The following is a 22,676-nucleotide window of genomic DNA, read 5'->3' as shown; positions in this document are numbered from 1 at the left end:
GGAGTCACTCTGATGAACACTAGTCCAACCATCGCACATGAGCGCTGCCAGCCGCTGGAACATGCCTACCAACAAATTCTCACGCAATTGAGTGCACTCAAATTGCACCCCCAATTGCGAACCGTAGGTGAGGGCGAGCTATGCGTACAGGTTTGTTTGCACAATGCGCAATCCATAGAGGTCGCGCGCGGCGCGGGCAAAGGCCTCCTGGCAGCGGCACGCGTCGGCGCCTTGTATGAAGCACTGGAACACTATTTGAGCGATGACCTGCACGCGTCGCCTCTTCATCGTCAGGTCTGCGGTTACTTTACCGGTCACCCAAGCTTCTTCGACGACAGCGTGTTGGCATTGTTGGTCGCACAACGAGAGGACGCCATCGTCTGCCGCACCTACCACAGCCTGGTGGATGACACGCCATTTTCCTATCCCTTGGCGCTGACCTGTCCGCGCTACTGCGAGCAGCCGCTGCACGACGACCTTACTGACCTGCGCGCCCTGCGCCGCTACTCGAGCAATAGCGGAACTGCGATCGGCGCCACTCGCGACGAGGCAGTGCTCCATGCCCTGAATGAAAGTATTGAGCGTGATGCCCTATCACTGTTTCTGTTGGAACATTTCTACTACCGATACCCACTCGGTTTGCACCGGGTCGACCCGGAAAGCCTTGACCCTGACGCCGCAGGCGTGTTGCAGGCACTGAGCCGGCAGTTCAACGCCGAAGTGGTATTGCTCGACATCAGTCGCGAGTTTTGCGCGACCACCTGCCTGGCCTTCATCAATACACCAACGTCGCTGCCGGCCGTGTATGGCACAGGCACTTCTCTGACCCCCACTCATGCGGCTTGGCGTGCGCTGACCGAGCTTGCACAGTTGCAAATGCTCGCGACCGAGCCTCCCTTGCGCCGCCATTTGCTCAATGCGCAGCGGCACCTGGCCCGATTTCCTCGCCTGCAACGCTGCTTGCAATTCGCCCCAGTGCACCTGATGGCACAACCCATAAAATGGGTGCAGCTACACCGACGAAAAGCCTGCGCTGATCTTGTCGAACAGATCACATGCCTGGTGGACGATTTGGCCAGGCACGGCCTGAGACCCGGTGTATGCAGCCTGTTTCAAAGCCCCCTTGGCACGACGTTGGTCAATGTGGTGGTTCCGGGGTTGGAGCGTTTTTTCCTGGTATCCACCGGCAATGTAGTCGTGCCGCAGCAGCGCGGCAGGCGCCTGTGCAGTCAAACGCAGGTCACCATCGCATGAACGAACTGGCACACACTTGCGGCAGCTGGCAGCGCCATCTGGAGCCGCTGGGGTTCGGACTCACTCAGTTATTCATATTGAATACCGGTAGCCGCCACTGGGCTGGCCGAATTAAGCCGTTGCCCGATGAACAGGGGCAACGCCGCCTTAGCAGCATCTTGCACCCATCCATGTTGCTGGGCCCTCTCGCCGCCCATCACTGGAGTAATGAAGGTGTTGCTCTTTTTTATCAGGCCGCAACACCGGATGCCAAGCACCTGGCGTTTGTCGAAGCACAGCAGCATGCCCAAGGAGAAGTGTATTTCCCCTACCCGTCATTGAGACCCTCCCGAGAAGAATTTGTCTGCCCGCCCAGCTTCTGGGAATGCAATGACGAACGTGCGACGCAATTGAACAGGGATGAAGCGCACTTTCGCGAACACTGTGTCGCTGTACTTCGCGAGCGTCTCAAGCCCGGGGCCCTGATCCATGACCCGGCGTGTTCCACCGGCGAACTGATCGCCCACCTGGCCAAGGCGCTGCCGAACTGCTTGTGCCTGGGTTCGGACCTTTCGGCGTCGATGATCGCTCACGCATCGAAGCGCTTTGCCGACTCGCCCGTGCGTTTCAGGCACGCGGATGCCGCACATGAAAGCCCTGCCTGTGACGCATTGATCCTGCGCTTTCTGAACGCCGAGGTGGTTACCCGCCGCGATGCCGATACTTTGCTGCGTACATTGCTCAGCAGTCTTAAGCCAGGTGGTATAGCGTTGATATTTGGTCATACGCCGGTCTTGCCAGCAGTTCCTTGGGCCGCACAACAGCTGGGGATCACGTTGGAATCCAGCATCGCCGCTCGGCCGGGAAAGCTTGAGTTGTTCCAGTTCTACCTACTCGCCCGCCCCAACACATGAACGCCGTTTATCGCAGTGGGTACTTACCAGTATCCGGTGGTCATCAGGTGTATTGGGAACGCCATGGCCGGCAAGGTGCAGAACAGGTGTTCTTCCTACACGGTGGGCCGGGTGGCTGTTCAGGCCGCGATCACCTGGCTTTTTTTGATCTTGAGCACTTCGATGTCGTGCTGTTCGACCAGCGCGGTGGCGGACGTTCAACACCCCACGGCGAGCGGCAGCACAATGAAACGGCACGGATCGTCGAAGATATTGAAGCCCTGCGGCAGCACTTTGAGTTTGCGCAGATCAGCTTGCTGGGGATTTCCTGGGGAAGTTGGCTAGCACTGCAATATGCCCGGCGAGCACCATCACGGGTTCGTCGAATGGTACTGGCCTCACTGTTCGTGCCTTGTTTCGAACATGTGGCGACCTACCACCAAGCGCTAACACACTGTTTGCAAACGCAAGAATCTACCTCGTTCGAACAACTGTGCCAGGACTTGGAACGGCCCTGCCAAACCTCGGCTCACAGGGCGGCGATGGCATGGGTGCGCGCCGGCCTGCGAGTAAATCGCCAGCATCTGGGCGCAATAGCCCTGGAGCGTTTTGTCGACGCCGTCGCCTTGCGCGCGATTCGCCTGGAGCTGCACTTTCATCAGGCCGGTTATTTTTTTACGGAACAGGATCAGGCGCTCGCAATGAGCACTCCGTGCCAAGTGATACAGGGCATTGACGACACCATCGGCTTAGCGAGCCTGCGCTGGTTGCGTCAGCGCATCCCGTTGCGCTGCCGGCTGTTCAGGGCCGGGCATGATACGTTCAACCCCGTGCTGCTGCGGGCGATCCGCCAAAGCGTCTTATCGGTCCATAGCGCGCAGTAAAACGGCACGCTAAGCGTGCCGTTTCGTGCTGCCAGTAACGTTGCTATTTACGCGCTGCCTCCCACGACTTGAGCAGGTCGCTGTAAGCCACGGTCTCCCCCTTGGGCTTCTCGTTCGCCAGTTTCGGCTTCGGTGCACCCGGTTGGTCGAACCAGTATTGGGCATCACGCTCTTCGTTCATTTTCGGGCCGCACACCGGTTGCACCTTGGAGCGCTCCAGGCGCGTCATGATCGCGTCTTGCTCCTTGGCCAGGTTGTCCAGCGCCTGTTGCGGGGTTTTCTCGCCGCTGGCGGCGGCGGCGATGTTGCTCCACCACAATTGCGCCAGGCGTGGGTAGTCCGGCACGTTGGTGCCGGTCGGCGACCATTCGGTGCGCGCCGGGCTACGATAGAACTCCACCAACCCACCGAGTTTCGGCGCCATGTCGGTCATGGCCTGGGAGTTGATGTCGGACTCACGAATCGGCGTCAGGCCGACGATGGTTTTCTTCAGAGAGACGGTTTTCGAGGTCACGAACTGCGCATAGAGCCAGGCCGCGAGTTTCTGTTTCTCCGGTGTGGACTTGAGGAAGGTCCATGAGCCTACGTCCTGATAGCCCTTCTTCATGCCCTTTTCCCAGTAAGGCCCTACAGGCGACGGCGCCATGCGCCATTTCGGCGTGCCGTCGGCATTCACTACCGGCAGGCCTGGCTTGACCATGTCGGCGGTAAACGCGGTGTACCAGAAGATCTGCTGGGCGATATTGCCTTGGGACGGCACCGGGCCGGATTCGGAGAAGGTCATGCCCGCCGCTTCCGGTGGTGCATAGGCTTTCATCCAGTCCACGTATTTTTGCGTGGCAAATACAGCGGCCGGGCCGTTGGTGTCGCCGCCACGGGTGACGCTGGAACCCACCGGGTGGCAGTCCTCCACGCGAATGCCCCACTCGTCCACCGGCAAGCCGTTGGGCAGGCCTTTGTCGCCGCCACCGGCCATGGAGAACCAGGCATCGGTGAAGCGCCAGCCCAGGGACGGGTCTTTCTTGCCGTAGTCCATGTGCCCGTAGATGCGTTTGCCGTCGATTTCCTTGACGTCTTCGCTAAAGAACTTGGCGATGTCTTCATAGGCCGACCAGTTCACCGGCACACCGAGTTCATAGCCGTACTTTTCCTTGAACTTGGCTTTGAGCTCTGGGCGCTCGAACCAGTCGGCGCGGAACCAGTAGAGGTTGGCAAACTGCTGGTCGGGCAATTGGTAGATCTTGCCGTCCGGCGCGGTGGTGAAGGAGATGCCGATAAAGTCCTTGATATCCAGGGTTGGCGAAGTGAAATTCTTGCCTTCATTGGCCATCAGATCAGTGATGGATTCGGTCTTGCCGTAGCGAAAGTGCGTACCGATCAAATCGGAATCGTTAACCCAGCCGTCGTAGATGTTCTTGTCGGACTGCATCTGGGTTTGCAGCTTCTCCACCACGTCGCCTTCTTGCAGCAGGTCGTGGGTCAGCTTGATCCCGGTGATTTCAGTGAACGCCTTGGCCAGTACCTTGGATTCATACTCGTGGGTGGTGAGGGTTTCCGACACCACGTTGATCTTCATCCCACGGAACGGTTCCGAGGCCTTGATAAACCACTTGAGTTCCTCAAGCTGCTGTTCGGCCGTGAGGGTAGACGGTTTGAATTCGCTGCCGATCCATTTTTTCGCGGCATCTTCATACGCATCGGCCCAGGCCGTGGCGCTCAAACCGCTGAGGGCCAATACGGCGGCCAATGAAATGCTATGTCGCAGCTTATTGTTTTTATCGAACATAGAGACCTCCTGGTTGTTTATTCAAGCGGAGCACTAGCCCCAACGCATCACACACAACAGCCACACCAGGGACAGCGCAGTCGCTACCCAGATGCTCCAGCCGGTTACGCCAATCACCAATAAGTGCAGGTAGGCGCTGCCGAGAAGACCGATAAACAAGCGATCACCACGGGTGGTGCTGATCGGTAAAAAACCACGCCGAGGAATGCTCGGCGAGCGCAGTTCCCACGTGGTCATGCCCACCAGCAGCACGCCAATGACCGCGAAGAACAACGCAGTGGGGGTGGTCCAGGCCATCCATTCCATCATCGACTCCTTTAGACCCGGCCCAGGGCAAAGCCCTTGGCCACGTGGTTGCGAACAAACCAGATCACCAGCATGCCCGGCAGGATGGTCAACACCCCAGCCGCTGCCAGTACCCCCCAATCGATACCCGAGGCCGAGACCGTGCGGGTCATCACCGCCGCGATGGGCTTGGCGTTGACCGAGGTCAGGGTGCGCGCCAGCAGCAATTCGACCCACGAAAACATGAAGCAGAAAAACGCCGTCACGCCGATGCCGGAGCCGATCAACGGGATAAATATCTTCACGAAAAACTTCGGAAAGCTGTAGCCGTCGATGTAGGCGGTTTCGTCGATTTCCTTGGGCACGCCGGACATGAAGCCCTCAAGAATCCACACCGCCAGCGGTACGTTGAACAAGCAGTGGGCCAGTGCCACGGCAATGTGCGTGTCGAACAGGCCAATCGACGAATACAACTGGAAAAACGGCAGCAAAAACACCGCTGGCGGCGCCATGCGGTTGGTCAGCAGCCAGAAGAACAGGTGCTTGTCGCCGAGGAAGCGGTAGCGCGAAAACGCATAGGCCGCCGGCAACGCCACGCTGAGGGAGATCACCGTGTTCAGGCTCACGTAGTACAGCGAGTTGAGGTAGCCGGTGTACCAGCTCGGGTCCGTGAAGATCACTTTGTAGTTGGCCAGGGTGAAATCCTGCGGAAACAGCGTTAGCCCGCCGAGGATTTCGGTGTTGCTCTTGAAGGACATGTTCAGCAGCCAGTAGATCGGCACCAGCAGGAACAGGATGTAGATCAGCAGCGGAATAACCTTGCGCTTGCTCATGTTGGCGGCCTCAGCGGTTGGCGTCGGAGTGGGTCATGGCGGTGTAGAACAGCCAGGACACCAACAGGATGATCAGGAAATACACCAGGGAAAACGCCGCCGCCGGGCCCAGGTCGAATTGGCCGACGGCCATCTGGGTCAGTGTCTGACTGAGGAACGTGGTGGCATTCCCCGGCCCGCCGCCGGTGAGCACGAAGGGCTCGGTGTAGATCATGAAACTGTCCATAAAACGCAGCATCACCGCGATCAACAGCACGCTCTTCATTTTCGGAAGTTGGATATGTCGGAACACCGCCCAAGACGATGCACGATCAATCCGCGCAGCCTGGTAGTACACGTCCGGGATGGCCCGCAGCCCCGAGTAGCAGAGCAGCGCGACCAGTGAAGTCCAGTGCCACACGTCCATGACCAACACAGTGACCCAAGCGTCTGCGGTATTGGCCGCGTAGTTGTAGCTGATGCCCAAGGCGTTAAGGCTGGAACCGAGCAGGCCAATGTCGGCGCGGCCGAAGATCTGCCAAATGGTGCCGACCACGTTCCACGGGATCAGCAGCGGTATGGCGAGGATGATCAGCACCAGTGACGACCAGCGGCCCTTGGTCGGCATGGTCAGTGCAATCGCAATACCCAGTGGGATTTCGATCAGCAGCACGCAGGCCGAGTAGATGAACTGGCGCAGCAAGGAGTCGTGCAGGCGTGGGTCGAGCAGCACTTGTTTGTACCAGTCCGCGCCGACGAAGTAGCGGCTGGACTGGTCGAAGATGTCCTGCACCGAGTAGTTGACCACGGTCATCATCGGGATTACCGCGCTGAACGCCACCAGCAGGAACACTGGCAACACCAGCCACCAGGCCTTGTTGTTCTGCACCTTGTTCATGGCTGCACCTCCAGCAGGTAGTCGTCGGCATAAACCATCAGCCATTGCGCAGGAAAACTGATGGAGGCGCTGCCCTCTGGCACCGGTTTGTCTTCGGCCAGGCGCACCTTCAACGCTGCGCCGTCGAGGCTCAAGGTCATGATCTTGTAGGTGCCGAGGTCTTCGACATGTGCGACAGCCGCTTGCAGCGCGTCAGGGTTGTACTCGTCCCACACGTGGATAAATTCCGGGCGAATGCCTACCTGCAACTTCTTGTAATCCTTATCGGTGATGCGTTGCTGCAACGCTTCTGACAGCGGTAGATGGGTGCCAGCAAAGCGTACCCCGCCCGCCTCGGCCTGCACCTCGATCAGATTCATCCCAGGGCTGCCGATGAAATAGCCGACAAAGGTGTGGCTCGGCCGTTCGAACAACTCGCGCGGCGTGCCGAACTGCACGATCTGCCCGCCGTACATCACCGCGATCTTGTCGGCAAACGTCGAGGCTTCCAGTTGGTCGTGGGTGACGTAGACCATGGTGATGTTGAACTGCTCGTGGATCTGCTTGAGCTTGCGCCGCAGTTTCCACTTCAGGTGCGGGTCGATCACCGTCAGCGGCTCATCGAACAGGATCGCCGACACGTCGTCACGTACCAGGCCACGGCCCATGGAGACTTTCTGTTTTTCGTCAGCGGTGAGGTTGCGGGCTTTCTTGGTCAGCAGGTTTTGCAGGTCGAGGACTTCGGCGATTTCCTGCACCTTGCTGTGGATTTTCGCCTCGGCCATACCCTGGTTTCTTAGAGGGAACGCCAGGTTGTCGAACACCGTCATGGTGTCGTACACCACCGGGAACTGGAACACTTGGGCAATGTTGCGTTTTTCCGGGGTGAGGTCATTGACGACCTTAGTGTCGAACAGCACCTGCCCTTCGGACGGGCTGAGCAGACCGGAGATGATGTTGAGCAAGGTTGACTTGCCGCAGCCCGAAGGGCCCAGCAACGCGTAAGCCCCGCCCTGCTCCCACACATGGTTCATTGCCCGAATGGCGTAATCCTCTGGACCGCTGGGCGTAGCGCTATAGCTGTGGGCCAGGTTCTGCAAATGGATCTCGGCCATCAGGCAACCCTCGCAACGCGGCGTCCGGGGGCCTGGACCAAACGGCCCTGGCCATCGAACACAAAGAGTTTATGGGTGGGGATGTACACGCGGATCGGCGCGTCGACGTCGTACTCATGCACGCCCGGCAGGTGCAGTACCAACAGGAAGTGTTCGCTGCGCACATGCAGGAAGGTTTCCGAGCCGCTGATCTCGGCAACCTCCACGGTTACCGCCAGTTCCAGGTCATCGTCGTTGCTGGGAACCAGGCTGATATGACTGGGGCGCACGCCAAAACGGAATTCGCCTTCGCCGATCGGACGCAAATCGACGTTGAGCGGGAAGTGCACGAAGTTGGCGAAACTCACTTCATTGCCACTGATACGCCCCGGCATCAGGTTGATCGGCGGTTCGGAAAACAACTCGGCGGCCAATACGGTTTGCGGCTGGTGATAGACCTCGGCGGCCTTGCCGCTCTGGATCACCCGCCCTTCGTGGAGGATGGTGGTGGTGCCGCCCAGGGCCAGGGCCTCGTTGGGTTCGGTGGTGGCATAAATGGCAATGGTATGACGCGCCTTGAACAGCTCGCGCATTTCCTGGCGCAGTTCTTCGCGCAGTTTGTAGTCCAGGTTGACCAAGGGCTCATCGAACAGGATCAGCTCGGCATCCTTCACCAGCGCGCGGGCCATGGCCGTGCGTTGCTGCTGGCCGCCGGACAACTCCAACGGATGACGCTGCAAGAACTTTTCGATGCGCAGCATCTTGGCGGTTTCCAGCACCTTGCTCTGGATAAGCTCGTTGGACACACCGGCCTGGCGCAACGGCGAGGCGATGTTTTCGAACACGGTCATGGTGGGGTAGTTGATGAACTGCTGATACACCATCGACACGTTGCGCAGGCGCACCGGCTTTTGCGTGACGTCGACGCCGTTCATCAGGATGCGGCCGCTATCGGGCTTGTCGAGACCGGCCATCAGGCGCATCAGGCTGGTCTTGCCGGACAGGGTGCGGCCGAGCAACACGTTGAAGGAACCGGCTTCGAAACGCAGGGTGGCGTCGTCGATCCAGGTTTGGCCTTCTACGACGCGGGAGACATGTTCCAGGGTCAATGACATGACACGACCTTTTTTATTATTGGAATGAATCTGGCTATTCGTCAGAGCGAGTTTCGTGCCAAAACGGCAAGGGCTTGATGTGTAAGGAAATGGGAAAACCCGATGTTCGTGTTTGAACACTCCAGGTGAACAACTGAACAGTCACGGGGTTGACAATGAACAGTTCTGAACAACACTCTCACCACCAACACAGGACAAATGTGGGAGCGGGCTTGCTCGCGAATGCGGTAAATCAGTCAACATTTCCAGGGACTGACACACCGCATTCGCGAGCAAGCCCGCTCCCACATTTTGATCCGGTTTTAATCGTTGGATTGTGCAAGGCCCCCATAACAATAAAAATGCAGGTCACCCCATGGCCGAACCCTTGGCCCACGACACCCTTATCCAGGAATCCTGGCGCCGTTGCCGCGCCTTCGGCCTGGACCACCAAAGCACGCCCAGCTTCGACCAGCTCCCCGCCGAGGGCATCAGCCAGTTGCTGGAACGCCAGCATTCCCTGGTGCAGACCACCCATCAGGAAGTGTTGCCCTACTACGAAAATATCCTCAGCAATTCCAACTGCCTGATCATGCTGGCCGACAACCAGGGCCAGGTGCTGACCTCGTGGGGCACCCAGCGGTTTATCGAGCCCAAGCTGGCCCGTGGTTTCAACCCTGGCGCGAGCTGGCGGGAACGTTCCAGCGGCACCAACGCCATTGGCACCGCCCTGGCCTGTGCCCAGGCGGTGCATATCGAGCACGACGAACACTTTCTCAAGGCCAACCGCTTCATGACCGGCTCGGCCGCGCCGATCTTCGATGCCCAGCGCGAAATCATTGCCGTGCTGGATGTGTCCAGCGACAGCTACCTGCCGCCCTCCCACACCTTGGGCATGGTCAAGATGATGAGCCAGACCGTGGAGAATCGGCTGATCCTCAACCTGTTTCGCGACGAGCATTTCCAGCTGACCTTCAACACCGGCCTGAGCAACCTCGACAGCCAATGGGCGGGCTTGCTGATCTTTGATGACACTGGCCAAGTGTTGTCGGCCAATCGCCGTGCCGACAATTTGTTGGGCATCAGCCTGTCGCGGGTGATGATCGACAGCTTGTTCAAGGTGTCGCTGCTGGAGCTGCTCAACCAGCCGGAGGGCTTGCCGTTTTCGCTGCAGGCGGCCGGACGCAATCGTTTTCAATGCGTGTTGAAGCGACCGAAGAAAATGCCGGTACAGGCGCGGGTCTTCACTGAACCTGCGCCGGTAAAACCGGCTGCCACCGCGCTCAAGGCGTTGCACTTTGGCGATGTACGTGTGGAAAAGGCGGTGCGCCAGGCGGAGCGTTTGCTGGAGAAAGACATTCCACTGCTGATCCACGGTGAAACCGGCGTGGGCAAAGAGGTGTTCGTCAAGGCCCTGCACCAGGCCAGTTCCCGCAGCCAGCAGGCGCTTATCGCGGTGAACTGCGCGGCGATTCCGGCAGAGTTGGTGGAATCGGAATTGTTCGGCTACGAAAAAGGCGCGTTCACCGGGGCTAATCAGAAAGGCAGCATCGGGCTGATCCGCAAAGCCGACAAGGGCACGCTGTTTCTCGACGAAATTGGCGATATGCCGCTGCCGACCCAGGCGCGGCTGTTAAGGGTACTCCAGGAACGTTGCGTGCAACCGGTGGGCAGCAGCGAGTTGTTCCCGGTGGATTTGCGCATCATCTCGGCCACCAACCGCGCACTTCGGGAGTTGGTGCAGGCGGGGCGCTTTCGCGAGGATTTGTACTATCGCATCGGCGGCCTGACCCTGGAATTGCCGCCGTTGCGCGAGCGTACCGACAAGCGAGCATTGTTCCAGCAGCTTTGGCAGCAACACCGCGAGCCCACCCAATGGGCCGGGCTGAGCGCCGAGGTGTTGGCACTGTTCGAGCAGCACCCGTGGCCAGGCAACTTGCGCCAGGTGAGCAGCGTGTTGCAGGTGGCGCTGGCGATGGCCGAGGAGCAGCCGATCCGCCCGGAGCATTTGCCGGATGATTTCTTTGTGGACTTGAACCTGGCGGCGCCGCTGCCACCCAGTGAGGGGCTGGATGAGAGCATCGATCTGAACCAGCGCTTGAAGGCCGCCGGCGGCAATATTTCCCACCTGGCGCGAGAACTGGGGGTGAGCCGCAATACGCTGTACAAGCGCTTGCGCCAACCTTAACGCGGTTTGACCACCACCAGCAGGTCGGTGAAGTACTCCACCTGGATCGGCAGGTTATCCGCCAGCGTCGCGAGTGCAGCCGTGGTGTCGTCGAGCTTGAACACGCCGGACACTCGCAGGTTTTTCAGGGCCTGGGGATCGAAACGTACCAGGCCGTGGCGGTAACTGGCCAGGCTTTGCAGCACCTCGTCCAGGGGTTGGTCGTTGACCTTGAGCAGGCCACGGGTCCAGGCATCCGGGTCGCTGTTGCCGATGGCTTGCGGCGCTTGAGCCTGACCGTGATCGAGGATCGAGCGCTGGCCGGCTGCGACCTTGACCCCTTCGCTGGTATCACCTTTCACCGCCACGGTGGACTCGATTACCGTCACCAGCGTGGTCCCGTTTTCAGCGCGCTTGACCAGATAACGCGTGCCCAATGCAGTTGCCGTGCCCTGGTCGGTGCGCACCACGAACGGCCGTTGCGCATCCTTGGCCACGTCCACCCACAACTCGCCTTGTAGCAGTTCGATCACGCGTTGGTGGCCGTCGAATTTCACGTCCACTGCCGAGTTGCTGTTGAGCTGTAACCGGCTGCCATCTTCAAGGACAACCTGGCGGCGCTCGCCGACGCCGGTACGTTGATCGGCCATCCATACCGGCAAATGCTGCAGGCCCAGCCAGGCGCACAGCACCACACCCAGCACGCCCGTCACCTGAACGCCGCGTGAGCGCTGCGGGGTAAATGCGCGGTTCAACGCCATACGAGCGGGCTTTGCGGGCAAGGTGTCGAGGCTGCCCCACAGGCCGCGCATGCGTTCGATGGCAACGGCGTGGCGCGGGTCGGCCTGACACCAGGCGTCGAAGGCGTGGCGGTCGGCCTCTGTGACGTCTTCGTCGTGCAAGCGCGTGAGCCAATTCGCGGCCTGCTGAATGATTTGTTCGGAGGTCATGCCAGCGGATCCGCCCCGTGCAGGCTGTGGTAACAGTGCACCAGGGCGCTGGAGATGTAGTTTTTGACGGTGCTGGAGGACACGTTCAGGCGCGTGGCGATCTCGCTGTAGGTCAGCCCGTCGAGGCGGCTCAGCAGGAAGGCGTCACGTGCTTTGGCGGGTAGGCCGGCAAGCATTTCGGCGATGCGTTCCAAGGCTTGCAGCGCCACGTGGATCGCAGCCGGGTCGGGCATGCCGGCGTCTTCGCACTGGATGACCAGGGCTTCCATGTAGGCTTTTTCGATGCGTCGACGGCGTGCGCCATCGATCAGCAAGCGGCCTGCCGTGGTTGCCAGGAAAGCACGCGGCTCCTTGATGGTGTGCGGTTCGGCCAGCATCAGTACGCGGATGAACGCGTCGTGCGCCAGGTCGGCGGCATGCTGGGAGCATCCGAGTTTTTTGCGCAGCCAGCCGTGCAACCAGCCATGGTGCTCGCTGTACATCGCCGTAAGGGTCTGCTGGCGGACTGAATCGCCCAGCGCGGCCGGAATGTCATGCATGCGCAAAAGCATCTCAAATGGGAAATATTACCAATTGCGCGAACAATGCCAGTAAAACGATGTAGGAGCAAGGGCCTCCCCGTCTCTGAAAATACCCCAACCTACTGTGTGAGCCCGGGTTTGTAGTGAGCGGGCTTGCCCCGCGCGGCGGTGTATCAGGAAAAAACAAGCTGCCTGGCACACCGCCGCGCGGGGCAAGCCCGCTCACTACAGGATCAGCGCCAGGCCCAGGAGACGCCGGTGTAGATGCCACGACCATCGCCGGGAGTGGAGCGCGCCGCGTCGAGGCCTTTGTCGTCATAACCCGGCGTGACGGTGTTGGCGTAGCGCTTGTTGGTCAGGTTGCGCAGGTCAACCCAGGCCTGCCAGTCCTGCTTCGGCGCGTCGTAGCCGAAGGTCGCGCCCAGCAGGGTGTAGGACGCGGCATAGAACGAGTTGGCGTAATCCACCGCCACCCTGGAGGAATGTTCGGTATTGAGGCTGGTGTAGAAACCCGTCGGATGGCTGTAGCGCACTTGCGCCTGGTAATAGTGCTTGGGAATGCCCGGCAAGGTGTTGCCGCCAAAGCGGTCGTCGTCGCGGTAGTGGAAGTCGCTGTAGGTATAGGCCTGGCGCAAGGCGAGCCGGCCGTTGCGACCGCCCTCCCACAACGGGCTGAGCAGGCCCAGTTCCAGGCCTTGGTGCACGGTGGGGCTGGCGTTGTTTTCGGCGGTGACTGCGTTGGTGGTCGAGGTCTGGGCCTGGGTTTCCACGGTGAGCAGTTCGTGGCGCACTTCGGAGCGGTATAGCGCCAGGTCCCATTGGCCGAACCATTGCTCGCCACGGCCACCGATTTCCAGGGTGGTGGCGGTCTGGTTTTTCAGGCTGACGCCTTCACGCGCATAGCCGCTGGCCGGGCCACTGGTGAAGTACTTGTTGGAACCCCAAATCATCGACCACGCGTGCGGCGGCTCTACCGAGCGGCTCAGGTTGCCGTACACCTGCAGTTGCGGGGTGAAGTCATAGCGCAGGCCAACACGTGGTGCGTAGTCCCAGTCATGCTGGCTCACTTTTGCATGGGTCTCTGGGTAGCTCACCTCGGTTTCGCGACGGGTATAGATCGCCGCCAGGCCGGTGGTCAGCCACAGGTCGGGGACCAATTCCAGGTCGTTGCCGATATGCAGCACGGTATCCGAACCCAGGTAGCTGTAGTCGCGGGTCTTGGTGCCCGGCGCGTAATATTTTGTGGGATCTGTTGAAGGAATACGTACATATTCCGCCCCGCCGTTGTTGGGCATCGCCTGGGTAGTGCGCAGGCCGATGGTGGTCTTGCTGTCGTGACCGAACAGCATGTCCTGACGGATGTAGTTGAGGGTGCTGCTGATGTCGGTGTAGGCGACTTTCAGGCGGATAGTGCCTTCGCGCAGGTCCATCGGGTAGTCGTGGTACGCCAGGCCGAACTCCAGGCGGGAGTTGTCGTCCAGCTGCAAGGTGGTCTTGTTGGCGATCCAGGTGGAGCCCGGCTCCAGGCGCTTGGAGTCGCGGGCGGCGTTAAGGCTATTGGCGGCGCGCGGGTCGTGGTTGATCTGGTCGCGTGTGAGTTTGCCAGGTGTGTCGTTGGTGGTTTCGCGGTAGCGGATATAGAAGCGGGTTTCCAGTTCAGGGCTGAAGCGGTAGCCGAAGTTGGCCGCGAAGCCCTTGCCGGTGGCGGCGCTCTGGCGCTGGTAGCCGTCGGATTCGGAATCGGTGAGGCTGATGTAGTAGTCGGCGTCACCCAGCACCTGGCCCGAGCTGATTTCGCGCTGCCTATAGCCTTTGCTGCCCGCCTCATAGCGCAGTTGCAGCTTGGGCGCATCATAGCCGGTGTGGGTCACGTAATTGACCGCGCCGCCCAAGGCCAGCGCGCCCTGATCGAAACCATTGGCGCCGCGCAGCACTTCGACGCGGCTTTGCCACAGGGGCACCTTCAACTCGTAGGGCGTGCCGCCGGGGCCGGTCAGCGGCAGGCCGTCGAACATTTCATACAACCCGGAACCGTGAGCGCCAGGGCTGCGGTTCAGGCCGGAGCCACGGATGGAGAGCTTGATGCCTTCGTTATTCGCCGCCTTCGCGTACACCCCGGGCTGGTACTTGAACACGTCTTCGTTGGTGCTGACCCGGCCCTGCGCCACGCTGCTCATGTCGATGTAGTTGGTGCCGCCGGGCACGCTTTTAAGCTGGGCCTGGGCCACTTCGCCGGCACTGGCTTCGCCGCTGGTGACTTCCACTGGAGCCAGTTGCAGGTCTTCGGCGTGTACCAGTGAGCTTAAAGTCAGGGCAGCAAACAGGAGCGGAGGTTGGCGCAGCAGCATCGGGAAGGTCCTTGGGGAGTTCGGGGGCAGTGATGGGATGGCAGGCGCGCACGCCAGGTCACGCCTAAATAACGGACCAGACCTTTCCCACAACAGCATCGGACCAAGATTATTTGCTAAGTCCAAAATCGAATTACCACATGCAAACTCAGTATTTAAAGAAATAACCGTCAGCGATTACTGTGGAGCCACTGAGTCAACCACGTCCCACGAGAACGCCCCCATGCAAACAACTGCCAACGTCATCGACTTCACGCTCCACCGTAAACGCCGCCAGGCGCGCGCAGCGGCCGAGCTGATGTGGGCGATGTACGCAGCGCGTGCCGGGCTTGCGGTGTTGACCGTACAGGCCGCCCTGTCCAGCGATACCCGCCGGGCGTAAGGCCGATGAATTTCCTGCACGTGCTCCCCGAACCGCCTGACCCCTTGCCCAAACCGAACACCGACGACGATGTGATCAGCCTGTGCGTCGCCCACAACCTGCAACGCCTGCGCAGCAAGCGCCATTTGTCACTCGACGGTTTGGCGCGCGCCTGCGGCGTGAGCCGGGCGATGCTGGCGCAGATCGAATCCGGGCGCAGCGTGCCGTCGATCAAGGTACTGTGCAAGATTGCGAAGGGTTTGAAAGTGTCGGTGGCGGCATTTCTGGAAGATCGCGCCTTTGAGGGTGTCGAGGTGTTGCCGGCACAGCAGAGCAAACGCCTGGTGAGTGCGGATGGCGCGTTCATCAGCCGCGCGTTGTTCCCCTACGACACCGCGCGGCAATCCGAATTCTATGAGATCCGCCTGCGCGCCCTGGGTGAAGAAGTTTCCGAAGGCCACGGCCCTGGCATCCAGGAAAACCTGGTAGTCGCCCAAGGCGTGCTGGAAGTGAGCGTCAATGACGAGCGCTACCTGCTTTCCACCGGTGATTCGATTCTGTTCTACGCCGACCAACCCCACCGCTACCGCAACCCGGCGGACAGCGAGGCGGTGGCGTTTCTGGTGATCACCTACCCCGAACGGCTGGACTGAAATGCAAAACGCCCCGACAGGTCGGGGCGTTTTTTATAGCGCGCGACCTATCAGCAGGTGCAGCACATCATCGGCATGCCGTTGCAGCTCATCATCATCGGCATGGCGCAGTCGTTCATCATTTTGTTCATGAGCATGCAGCAGTTTTCCATCATGGCCATGCTCATGCCTGGCATCGGCATCATTTTGCACATCATGCTGTCGCCCATCATGGTGCATTCCATCACGCACTTCATCATCGGCATCTGCATGCCCATGGCCATCATCGGCATCATCGACATGTTCATGGAGGTCATCATGTTCATGGCGTCGGCCGACATGCACATCATCGACATATTGGCGCACTGCATCATCATCGGCATGCCGCAGTTCATCATCATCGCCATCATTTCGGCGTTGGTCTTGAACTGAGCCATGTCCATGCCAGCAGCCGGCTTCATGGTGCACATCATGCCGTCGCCGGCCATGTGGCAGGTCATCGTGGCCATCATCATCGGCATGCCCATCATTGGCATCATGGGCATGGTGGTGTTCATCGGCATCTGCATTGCGTTCATCATGTTCGAAACTCCGTAATCGACAGGAAATGGCTAAGTTCTGGCGCCGATTCTAAGGACGCCGGACGGAGGCGCAAGACGGCGACAGAGCAGCAGGATTGGATGCTCGGAGGGAAGCTTAGACGAACAAGACAGCGGGACTTGATGCGATAACAATCACTTCGTCGCTATAACGTCATATTTGTGCGCTTTACGCGTTAAATCGTCGTTATGGATATTCGAAATGGATATGCCTACCAATCATAAGGAAATAATCGATCTAACCATCCCGAAAAAAAATGCATCAACGCGGATCGACCGGTTTTTCCAGCATTTGCATGAACTCTTCTGTTTCAGATCCCGGACTGAACCTAAAACCGAACATCTCTTCTGTGTCGAGGATTTCGCTCAGGACGTTGCGTAGTTGCACGTCGGTGGGCGAATCATGCAGTAGTTTGTGTGCTGCCAGTAGCAACTCGGCAGGCACACCCTGGACGCTGGCCGCGTCGATCACGGCGAAGAGAATAAAGCGCAGGCGTATTTCGCGATCAGTAGGCCAATCCGTTTTTCGCTTACCCATGGTGGAGGCCTCGTTTCTTCGGAAAAATCCGAGGCTATTGCTCACTGGACGGTGTTTCAAGCGTCACAAGGCAAGATAGGCGGCTTCCTACGCAGGAAAGGGAAACACCGTACCGATACTGTGTGAGAGCACTCACTGGACGTACCAAAGCCTGTCGCGCTGATCACTGCACCGGCAAGAAATTCATCAACAACAGGCTCTGCGCATAGTTAAGGCCAATGCGCCGGTAGCGCTCGTCAAGCATCTGGGTCAACAGGTCCAGGCGCGCAACGATCTTGCCGAACTCGACCGCAAAGCTGAGGTTACTGCCCTCCTCCGAAATTTCGTTGGAGAACAACAGCAGCACCCCATTGGCATCCTGGCGTTTGCCCAGCAACCAAGTGGCCTTTTCGATATTGCGCGCGGCATTGCTGACGAACTGCGGGTTGATGGAGTCGGTCATGTAGAACTCGGTGCGCCCACCATGGGCCGTTACCAACATGCTGCCAATCGCATAGATAAACGCCCCGACCCGGTCGCCCTTGAACTCCGGGCTCAAGGAGTAACTCAGGGCCGCCAGGTCGCGACGATCGCCAAGGGCGGGTAAAGCGCGACGCTGCTCGATGGCTTGGCGAATCTCACGCGCAGCCGTTACCGCATCTGGGTAACCCGACTGACGCCACTGGTTGGGGTTGCGCAGGTAGAGTTTGTTCATCAGCAAGTACAGGCTTTGCAGGTTGTCGCGCATGCCCAGGGTCGCCATGCGATCGACACTGGTCTGAAAGAACTCATCGGGTTTGCCATTACTGAACTGCTTGGCGATATCCCGCCCCTGTTGCTGCGTGCAACCAACGGCACACAGCATCAGCATCGCTGCCAGCAGCATTGGCCGGCGCATCCACAGAGCATTTGAAAAAGGAAACGTGCGATCCATCGGCACCCGATCTGGTTCTGCTGCCCGCGCGGAGGGTTCGGCGGGCTGGGACAAAGATAGAGCGGAGAAATGAAAAAAAGTGCAATGAAGCAGGGCAGATAGTCGTAAACCGAGCCTGCGGCGCCGCGAAAAGGCGCGATCGTGAAAATTTCGTTGCAGTACCTATACTCATATGAACAGTCGCGTGTGTTGCTGGCAGCAGACTGGGCGAGTCAGGGATTGGCGGGTTGGTTATAACGCCTTCGGCATTATTTAGCGGCGACTGTACTGAAGGGTGACGGCGATGAAACATCCAATTCGAGCGCAAATGATTGTTCAAGTGATTTGCCTGTTATCGGTGGCTCAGCTGTTCTGCTGATAGACCAGTAACAGCCCACAATCATCGGCCATCCGCGCCCCGGCAATCGGGGCGCGGCGCGTCATTGGCACACAACCTGTTGCTGGACGTGCTCACCCTTTACTTCTGTGTGGCACGCCCTATGGGAAGAGCTGCTGCGGCCGGTTACTGGAACTCGGTTTCCACCTCTGACCACAGGCTCACTCGGCGACCGCGGCTCTTGAAGAACTCGATCTCTCGCTTGATGCCTGAGCTGAGATCCCAGCCTGGCAGATCAAGGATGATCAGTTCGTCCAGCGCGTCCATGAAAAACGCGTCCACCGGTGCCCAGAGCTTGCCAATGGCCGCACTGTCCTTGCCTTCAAAGGCCAGGTTGATGGGGTGAGACATCGAGACCTGGCTGAACACCGCATGACCAGCCTCGATAATGGCAGCGGCCACCTTGTTGCAGGCGATGAAACGGTCGTGGGTGACTGATGCATCGGCGTGACTGTAGGGGCAGGCCAGAAAAATCTTTCGCATGTTTACCTCTTGAAAATGGAAGGGTCCTAGCCCTTCTCGATGATGAAGCAAGTGGTTTCAAACCGGTTGGGGCACTGCAGTTGCTGCCTCGTCGGACGCGTTTTCCTCGGCCTTTTCCGCCGCCTCATACCGCTGGGCGGCTGGCACCGAGATCTTGATAGCGATACCCACGGCGAGCAGACCGCCAAACAGCTTGGCCAGCAAGATCGGCATGATCAGCGTCGGCTGGAAGTTGGCGGTGAACGCCAGGTGATCGCCGATGGTGGCCTGGGCGCAGACCCCGAGGGCGACGCACAGTACTTTGTCCCGTGCGTTCATCTTCTTGAACAGGTGGTACACGGCAATGATGTTGGCAAACACCATCACAAACGCGGCGGCGCCATCAGGTGACAGGCCAAGATGGCGCCCCATGACTTGCATCGGCTTTTTGCAGTAGCGGTTGAACAGGTAGCAGATCGGAAACGTGCCCGCGAGCATGATCCCGATGTACCCGGCAATTTCGATGGCACGGAACAGCTCTTTCTGGTCGGCAAACATCGGGTCGAAGCCCCACACACCGAAGTTCTTCATGAAGAAACCGGTGAAGTGCTCAACGATTGCCAGCGCCAGGATGATCTTGATGAAGGCGTCCATCACCTTGCCGAACACCAGGAAGCCACCCACCATCAAGGTCGCCTTGTAACGCAGTCCCGCGGCCAGCAGGAAGCAAAACACAAACAGCGGCGCGAGCAGTTTCACGCAGCCGACAAAGTCGAGGGTGAGGTAGTGCAGCGCCGGGGAGGTGGTCGAGACGATGTCGCGCACCGGCACGTTGAACCCGGTAATCATCATCAGTGAAGCCAGCACCGCGAACGGAATACTGATCAGCCCGGCCATCGCGCCCAGGGCCAGGTATTTATGGTCTTTGCGCTCGAGCATCATCAGGCCCACCGGGATCAGGTAGACGATGGTGGCGCCCGACGTGTAGCCGACAATCATCGCAGTGATCCACATGTCCCGGTTGGCAGCCAGCGCATCGGCCAACTGGTAACCGCCCATATCCACCGCGATGATCGACAACGCGGCGATAGACACATCGGAGCCCATCGCACCGAAGTACGGCCCCAGGGCCACTTCGATAAAGCGCGACAGATAAGGAATCGCCACCATGATCCCCGCCTGGGCCAGAAACACCGGCCCGATGGAGTGGATACCGTTCACGAACTCCTTGCCCAAGCCACTGTCCGGCTTGATCACCGATGCAAATGCCCCTACCACGGCACCGATCATGATCAGATAAATTACGTAGTTTCCGAATTCCGCCATTGCGTCCACCTTTCTATGTTCTGAGTCGACTGCTGTTTTGCTGTATTACTAAACACTTCACATGCCATTCGTGGTTTTGATGTGGTTTTGAACACTAAACACACTGGATTCGGTCAACTCCTAAAGGTAATGTGCTCTGGCGCCTTACCGTACAACGCCTGCGGGTTGAGGCCGAACTGGCCGATTCCCAAACACCTTGGGCGCCAGCGTCCGACCCGGCTGCGTAAACCGTGTTACCGGTGCCCCATTTGTGGGCCTGGGTAACAAAACCGGGCCTTCAACGAGCACTTCGCGTAGCACCAGAGGAAAGCCCATGCGCCCTACCGAACGACGCCAACACATCCTTGAGCTGCTGCGCCAACGCGAGCGCATTTCTGTGGATGAACTGGCGCGCACGCTCAGCACCTCACAAGAAACCATTCGCCGGGACCTAACGGCCCTGGCCGAAGACGGCCAGGTCACCAAGTTTCATGGCGGGGCTTCGTTGCCACCGAGCGGCGAGCATGAAAACGCGTTCCAGACCCGAATGAATGAACACTCCGCGGAAAAACGCGCGGTCGCCCGCTATGCCGCAGGGCTCTATGCGCCAGGCGACAGCGTGCTGATCGACACCGGCACCACGACGCTGTTTTTTGCCCGCGAACTGGCCAGGCTCAGCCGCATCACCGTGATCACCAACTCGCTGCTGATCGCAGGCAGTATCGGTGCCAGCGGCAACCGGGTGTTCATGATCGGGGGTGAGTATCGCCCTGAGTCGGAGCAGAATATCGGCGCACTGGCCATGGAACAGATCGCCCGCTTCAACGCCGAACACGCGGTGGTGACCATCGGCGCCTTAAGCGCAGACGGGGCCTTCGACTTTTCCATCGAGGAAGCCGAAATCACCCGCGCGATGATCGCCCGCACCCGTTACCTCACGGTAATTGCAGACTCCTCAAAGCTGGGCAAACGGGCATTGTTCCAGGTATTTCCCTTGGAGCGCATCGACCGGCTGATCATTGACCGCAAGCCCATGGGCGAGCTTGCCAAAGCCTTGGCGGACGCTCACGTAGAAGTGCATGAAGCGCCGCCCATCAGCCGTTCGGAATGGCAATGACGCCTAGCGCCAGTCGCGGGTGCGCTTGACCGCATCAGAGAAGGTTGCGCGCCACTGGAGAGCTTGTTCGGCACTGACTTTGGGCCGGAACTTGGTACTGGTGTTGCGCGGCGGCTTCAGCTCGATACCCAGGCCCTTTGCCGCCAATGCCGCACAGCCAAACGAGGTCAGCTCATCAAAACGCTGGGTCACGATGCAGCGTTGCAGCGCATCCGCCAGGAACTGGGCAAAGTAAGGGCTGCGCGCCAACCCGCCGTCGATGGACAAGCGATCGGTCACTTTGAGAAAACCATCCATCGCGGTAATCACCTCGACGCTGCGTAGCGCCACCCCTTCAAGCAGGGCTTGGCACATATCCTGGCGGGTCGTGCCGCCGTTCATGCCGACCCAGAGTGCCGCGGCACTTCGATCCCAATGCGGGCAGCCGAGGCCGGACAGTGCCGGTACAAACGCCAACTGGCGCGAGATCGCCGGCGGCTCATCAAACGCGGCCAACTCCGAAAAATCCGAAAACAGCCCCAGTCGCCCTGCCCACTCGACGGCGGCGCTTGCGTCGTAGACACCACCGTCCATGGCGTAGGTCGGCTTGCCGGCAACCTGCCAGGCAATCGTGGCCAACAGGCCCTTGTCCGGTGCGCGGATGATCTGGTCGCCGGTCAAGGTCAGGGCAAACGCCCCGGTGCCGAAGGTGATTTTCGCGTCCCCTTCACTGCGGCAGCCATGCCCGTAAAGCGACGCCTGCTGGTCGACAATCGACGCCGTGACCGGGGTGATGCCGATCTCGCCGAAATGGCCCACGGTGTCACGGATCTCCGGCAGCGACTCGATCGGCACGCCGAAGAGCTCGCATAACTGTGCATCCCACTGCCCCGTGGACAAATTCATCAACGAGGTTCGCGATGCGGTGGTCACGTCGGTGGCGAAGACACCGGTGAGTCGGTCAAGGAAGTAGGCGTCAGTCGTCCCCAGGCGCAGCCGTCCTGCGCTTGCGGCACTTTTTGCCGCCGGCAGATTCTGGACAATCCAGGCCAATTTGCTCGCAGAGAAATACGGGTCCAACGGCAAACCGGCGCGCTCAAGTGTGATCGCTTCAAGACCCTCGCCGCGCAACATCGCAATCTGCGCGGCAGTGCGGTTGTCTTGCCAGACGATTACCGGCGACAGTGGCTCTCCGGTCACGGCATCCCATGCCAGGCAACTCTCGCCCTGGTTGGCAATGCCAATGGCATCCACTCGCCCGGTGGCCTCCAGGCAGCGCTGAATATTATTGAGCAACTCCAGTGGGTCGTGCTCCACCCAACCTGGATGCGGGTGATGCTGCTGGTGGCGCAGCGCAAGCTGGATATCGGCAGAGCCATTCTGGTCCACGACCATGACGCGAGTACTGGTGGTGCCTTGATCGATTGCGGCAATACGCATCCTTGGGTCT

General features: G+C 59.6%; 22 protein-coding genes. 7 read left to right on the top strand and 15 right to left on the bottom strand.

Translation table 11 applies throughout. From position 1 onward, the window contains the following. Nucleotides 1–12 precede the first annotated feature (12 nt). From HF257_RS15145 to HF257_RS15135, 3 genes are read left to right on the top strand one after another with little or no spacing between them, the layout of a single operon-like run. Nucleotides 13–1,254 (top strand): YcaO-like family protein, encoded by a 1,242-nt coding sequence (locus HF257_RS15145; RefSeq protein ID WP_185706844.1) that lies wholly within the window; start codon nt 13–15, stop codon nt 1,252–1,254. Next, a complete protein-coding gene (locus HF257_RS15140) occupies nt 1,251–2,147 on the top strand; it encodes a class I SAM-dependent methyltransferase (RefSeq protein ID WP_185706840.1) in 897 nt (298 codons plus the stop codon). Before HF257_RS15145 ends, HF257_RS15140 begins: the two co-directional genes overlap by 4 nt. Then, nucleotides 2,144–3,010, top strand: a complete 867-nt coding sequence (locus tag HF257_RS15135) for an alpha/beta fold hydrolase (RefSeq protein WP_185706839.1) — start codon at nt 2,144–2,146, stop codon at nt 3,008–3,010. Before HF257_RS15140 ends, HF257_RS15135 begins: the two co-directional genes overlap by 4 nt. Before the next feature lie 43 nt (nt 3,011–3,053). Here the strand turns inward: HF257_RS15135 and HF257_RS15130 are convergent, their stop codons facing one another. From HF257_RS15130 to HF257_RS15105, 6 genes are read right to left on the bottom strand one after another with little or no spacing between them, the layout of a single operon-like run. Beyond that, nucleotides 3,054–4,796 carry an ABC transporter substrate-binding protein gene (locus HF257_RS15130; protein WP_185706837.1) on the bottom strand — a complete coding sequence of 581 codons (1,743 nt, stop codon included), beginning with the start codon at nt 4,794–4,796 and terminating at the stop codon, nt 3,054–3,056. Between the two features lie 33 nt (nt 4,797–4,829). Then, nucleotides 4,830–5,102 carry a DUF2160 domain-containing protein gene (locus tag HF257_RS15125; protein WP_185706835.1) on the bottom strand — a complete coding sequence of 91 codons (273 nt, stop codon included), beginning with the start codon at nt 5,100–5,102 and terminating at the stop codon, nt 4,830–4,832. 11 nt (nt 5,103–5,113) lie between these two features. Beyond that, a complete protein-coding gene (locus tag HF257_RS15120; protein WP_003174634.1) occupies nt 5,114–5,914 on the bottom strand; it encodes a carbohydrate ABC transporter permease in 801 nt (266 codons plus the stop codon). 10 nt (nt 5,915–5,924) lie between these two features. Further along, entirely contained in the window at nt 5,925–6,791 is an 867-nt protein-coding gene (locus tag HF257_RS15115) for a carbohydrate ABC transporter permease (protein WP_185706833.1), read from the bottom strand. Continuing rightward, complete coding sequence (locus HF257_RS15110) at nt 6,788–7,885, bottom strand: ABC transporter ATP-binding protein (RefSeq protein ID WP_185706831.1); 1,098 nt, start codon at nt 7,883–7,885, stop codon at nt 6,788–6,790. Before HF257_RS15110 ends, HF257_RS15115 begins: the two co-directional genes overlap by 4 nt. Then, entirely contained in the window at nt 7,885–8,979 is a 1,095-nt protein-coding gene (locus tag HF257_RS15105; protein ID WP_185706829.1) for an ABC transporter ATP-binding protein, read from the bottom strand. The genes HF257_RS15110 and HF257_RS15105 overlap by 1 nt, the downstream gene beginning before the upstream one ends. A gap of 355 nt (nt 8,980–9,334) precedes the next feature. On the opposite strand from HF257_RS15105, the gene HF257_RS15100 reads away from it, so the two are divergent. Further along, nucleotides 9,335–11,146, top strand: a complete 1,812-nt coding sequence (locus HF257_RS15100) for a sigma-54-dependent Fis family transcriptional regulator (RefSeq protein WP_185706827.1) — start codon at nt 9,335–9,337, stop codon at nt 11,144–11,146. Here the strand turns inward: HF257_RS15100 and HF257_RS15095 are convergent. The 3 genes from HF257_RS15095 to HF257_RS15085 all read right to left on the bottom strand — a co-directional run bounded on the left by HF257_RS15095 (nt 11,143) and on the right by HF257_RS15085 (nt 14,944). After that, entirely contained in the window at nt 11,143–12,075 is a 933-nt protein-coding gene (locus HF257_RS15095; RefSeq protein WP_185706825.1) for a FecR family protein, read from the bottom strand. The genes HF257_RS15100 and HF257_RS15095 overlap by 4 nt on opposite strands. Beyond that, nucleotides 12,072–12,614 (bottom strand): sigma-70 family RNA polymerase sigma factor, encoded by a 543-nt coding sequence (locus tag HF257_RS15090; RefSeq protein WP_185706823.1) that lies wholly within the window; start codon nt 12,612–12,614, stop codon nt 12,072–12,074. Before HF257_RS15090 ends, HF257_RS15095 begins: the two co-directional genes overlap by 4 nt. A 215-nt stretch (nt 12,615–12,829) precedes the next feature. Then, nucleotides 12,830–14,944, bottom strand: coding sequence for a TonB-dependent receptor family protein (locus HF257_RS15085; protein WP_185706821.1), 2,115 nt, complete (start codon nt 14,942–14,944; stop codon nt 12,830–12,832). A gap of 223 nt (nt 14,945–15,167) precedes the next feature. Between HF257_RS15085 and HF257_RS15080 the strand changes: the two genes are divergently transcribed. Together HF257_RS15080 and HF257_RS15075 are read left to right on the top strand one after the other, a co-directional pair. After that, nucleotides 15,168–15,326 (top strand): hypothetical protein, encoded by a 159-nt coding sequence (locus tag HF257_RS15080; protein ID WP_185706819.1) that lies wholly within the window; start codon nt 15,168–15,170, stop codon nt 15,324–15,326. 5 nt (nt 15,327–15,331) lie between these two features. Continuing rightward, nucleotides 15,332–15,958: a helix-turn-helix domain-containing protein gene (locus tag HF257_RS15075; protein WP_185706818.1), complete on the top strand. Its 627-nt coding sequence runs from the start codon at nt 15,332–15,334 to the stop codon at nt 15,956–15,958. Nucleotides 15,959–16,008: 50 nt separating this feature from the next. Here HF257_RS15075 and HF257_RS33315 read toward each other — a convergent pair whose 3' ends face one another. The 5 genes from HF257_RS33315 to eutH form a co-directional block, all read right to left on the bottom strand. Continuing rightward, nucleotides 16,009–16,518, bottom strand: coding sequence for a hypothetical protein (locus HF257_RS33315; RefSeq protein WP_233081340.1), 510 nt, complete (start codon nt 16,516–16,518; stop codon nt 16,009–16,011). Between the two features lie 280 nt (nt 16,519–16,798). Continuing rightward, nucleotides 16,799–17,074, bottom strand: a complete 276-nt coding sequence (locus HF257_RS15065; protein ID WP_185706816.1) for a hypothetical protein — start codon at nt 17,072–17,074, stop codon at nt 16,799–16,801. Between the two features lie 163 nt (nt 17,075–17,237). Further along, nucleotides 17,238–17,951 (bottom strand): hypothetical protein, encoded by a 714-nt coding sequence (locus HF257_RS15060; RefSeq protein ID WP_185706814.1) that lies wholly within the window; start codon nt 17,949–17,951, stop codon nt 17,238–17,240. A 538-nt stretch (nt 17,952–18,489) separates the two neighbouring features. Further along, a complete protein-coding gene (locus HF257_RS15055) occupies nt 18,490–18,846 on the bottom strand; it encodes a DUF1937 family protein (protein WP_185706812.1) in 357 nt (118 codons plus the stop codon). A gap of 57 nt (nt 18,847–18,903) precedes the next feature. Then, nucleotides 18,904–20,151, bottom strand: coding sequence for an ethanolamine utilization protein EutH (eutH, locus tag HF257_RS15050; RefSeq protein ID WP_185706810.1), 1,248 nt, complete (start codon nt 20,149–20,151; stop codon nt 18,904–18,906). 313 nt (nt 20,152–20,464) lie between these two features. Between eutH and HF257_RS15045 the strand changes: the two genes are divergently transcribed. Next, nucleotides 20,465–21,247 (top strand): DeoR/GlpR family DNA-binding transcription regulator, encoded by a 783-nt coding sequence (locus tag HF257_RS15045; protein ID WP_185706808.1) that lies wholly within the window; start codon nt 20,465–20,467, stop codon nt 21,245–21,247. 3 nt (nt 21,248–21,250) lie between these two features. Here the strand turns inward: HF257_RS15045 and HF257_RS15040 are convergent, their stop codons facing one another. Then, entirely contained in the window at nt 21,251–22,666 is a 1,416-nt protein-coding gene (locus HF257_RS15040; RefSeq protein ID WP_185706806.1) for a glycerol kinase, read from the bottom strand. Between the last annotated feature and the right edge of the window lie 10 nt (nt 22,667–22,676).

It is taken from the genome of Pseudomonas cremoris, assembly GCF_014230465.1.
The sequence above is the reverse complement of the archived record's forward strand: the minus strand, read 5'-3'. Positions and strand labels throughout refer to the sequence as shown.

What these genes read in the sequence shown, in the direction of transcription:
- HF257_RS15110 (WP_185706831.1), bottom strand. Translation starts at nt 7,885, where the DNA reads ATGGCCGAGATCCATTTGCAGAACCTGGCCCACAGCTATAGCGCTACG.
- HF257_RS15145 (WP_185706844.1), top strand. Translation starts at nt 13, where the DNA reads ATGAACACTAGTCCAACCATCGCACATGAGCGCTGCCAGCCGCTGGAA.
- HF257_RS15095 (WP_185706825.1), bottom strand. Translation starts at nt 12,075, where the DNA reads ATGACCTCCGAACAAATCATTCAGCAGGCCGCGAATTGGCTCACGCGC.
- HF257_RS15130 (WP_185706837.1), bottom strand. Translation starts at nt 4,796, where the DNA reads ATGTTCGATAAAAACAATAAGCTGCGACATAGCATTTCATTGGCCGCC.
- HF257_RS15125 (WP_185706835.1), bottom strand. Translation starts at nt 5,102, where the DNA reads ATGGAATGGATGGCCTGGACCACCCCCACTGCGTTGTTCTTCGCGGTC.
- HF257_RS15135 (WP_185706839.1), top strand. Translation starts at nt 2,144, where the DNA reads ATGAACGCCGTTTATCGCAGTGGGTACTTACCAGTATCCGGTGGTCAT.
- HF257_RS33315 (WP_233081340.1), bottom strand. Translation starts at nt 16,518, where the DNA reads ATGATGAACGCAATGCAGATGCCGATGAACACCACCATGCCCATGATG.
- HF257_RS15045 (WP_185706808.1), top strand. Translation starts at nt 20,465, where the DNA reads ATGCGCCCTACCGAACGACGCCAACACATCCTTGAGCTGCTGCGCCAA.
- HF257_RS15100 (WP_185706827.1), top strand. Translation starts at nt 9,335, where the DNA reads ATGGCCGAACCCTTGGCCCACGACACCCTTATCCAGGAATCCTGGCGC.
- HF257_RS15140 (WP_185706840.1), top strand. Translation starts at nt 1,251, where the DNA reads ATGAACGAACTGGCACACACTTGCGGCAGCTGGCAGCGCCATCTGGAG.
- eutH (WP_185706810.1), bottom strand. Translation starts at nt 20,151, where the DNA reads ATGGCGGAATTCGGAAACTACGTAATTTATCTGATCATGATCGGTGCC.
- HF257_RS15040 (WP_185706806.1), bottom strand. Translation starts at nt 22,666, where the DNA reads ATGCGTATTGCCGCAATCGATCAAGGCACCACCAGTACTCGCGTCATG.
- HF257_RS15065 (WP_185706816.1), bottom strand. Translation starts at nt 17,074, where the DNA reads ATGGGTAAGCGAAAAACGGATTGGCCTACTGATCGCGAAATACGCCTG.
- HF257_RS15090 (WP_185706823.1), bottom strand. Translation starts at nt 12,614, where the DNA reads ATGCATGACATTCCGGCCGCGCTGGGCGATTCAGTCCGCCAGCAGACC.
- HF257_RS15080 (WP_185706819.1), top strand. Translation starts at nt 15,168, where the DNA reads ATGCAAACAACTGCCAACGTCATCGACTTCACGCTCCACCGTAAACGC.
- HF257_RS15120 (WP_003174634.1), bottom strand. Translation starts at nt 5,914, where the DNA reads ATGAGCAAGCGCAAGGTTATTCCGCTGCTGATCTACATCCTGTTCCTG.
- HF257_RS15060 (WP_185706814.1), bottom strand. Translation starts at nt 17,951, where the DNA reads ATGCGCCGGCCAATGCTGCTGGCAGCGATGCTGATGCTGTGTGCCGTT.
- HF257_RS15115 (WP_185706833.1), bottom strand. Translation starts at nt 6,791, where the DNA reads ATGAACAAGGTGCAGAACAACAAGGCCTGGTGGCTGGTGTTGCCAGTG.
- HF257_RS15075 (WP_185706818.1), top strand. Translation starts at nt 15,332, where the DNA reads ATGAATTTCCTGCACGTGCTCCCCGAACCGCCTGACCCCTTGCCCAAA.
- HF257_RS15085 (WP_185706821.1), bottom strand. Translation starts at nt 14,944, where the DNA reads ATGCTGCTGCGCCAACCTCCGCTCCTGTTTGCTGCCCTGACTTTAAGC.
- HF257_RS15105 (WP_185706829.1), bottom strand. Translation starts at nt 8,979, where the DNA reads ATGTCATTGACCCTGGAACATGTCTCCCGCGTCGTAGAAGGCCAAACC.
- HF257_RS15055 (WP_185706812.1), bottom strand. Translation starts at nt 18,846, where the DNA reads ATGCGAAAGATTTTTCTGGCCTGCCCCTACAGTCACGCCGATGCATCA.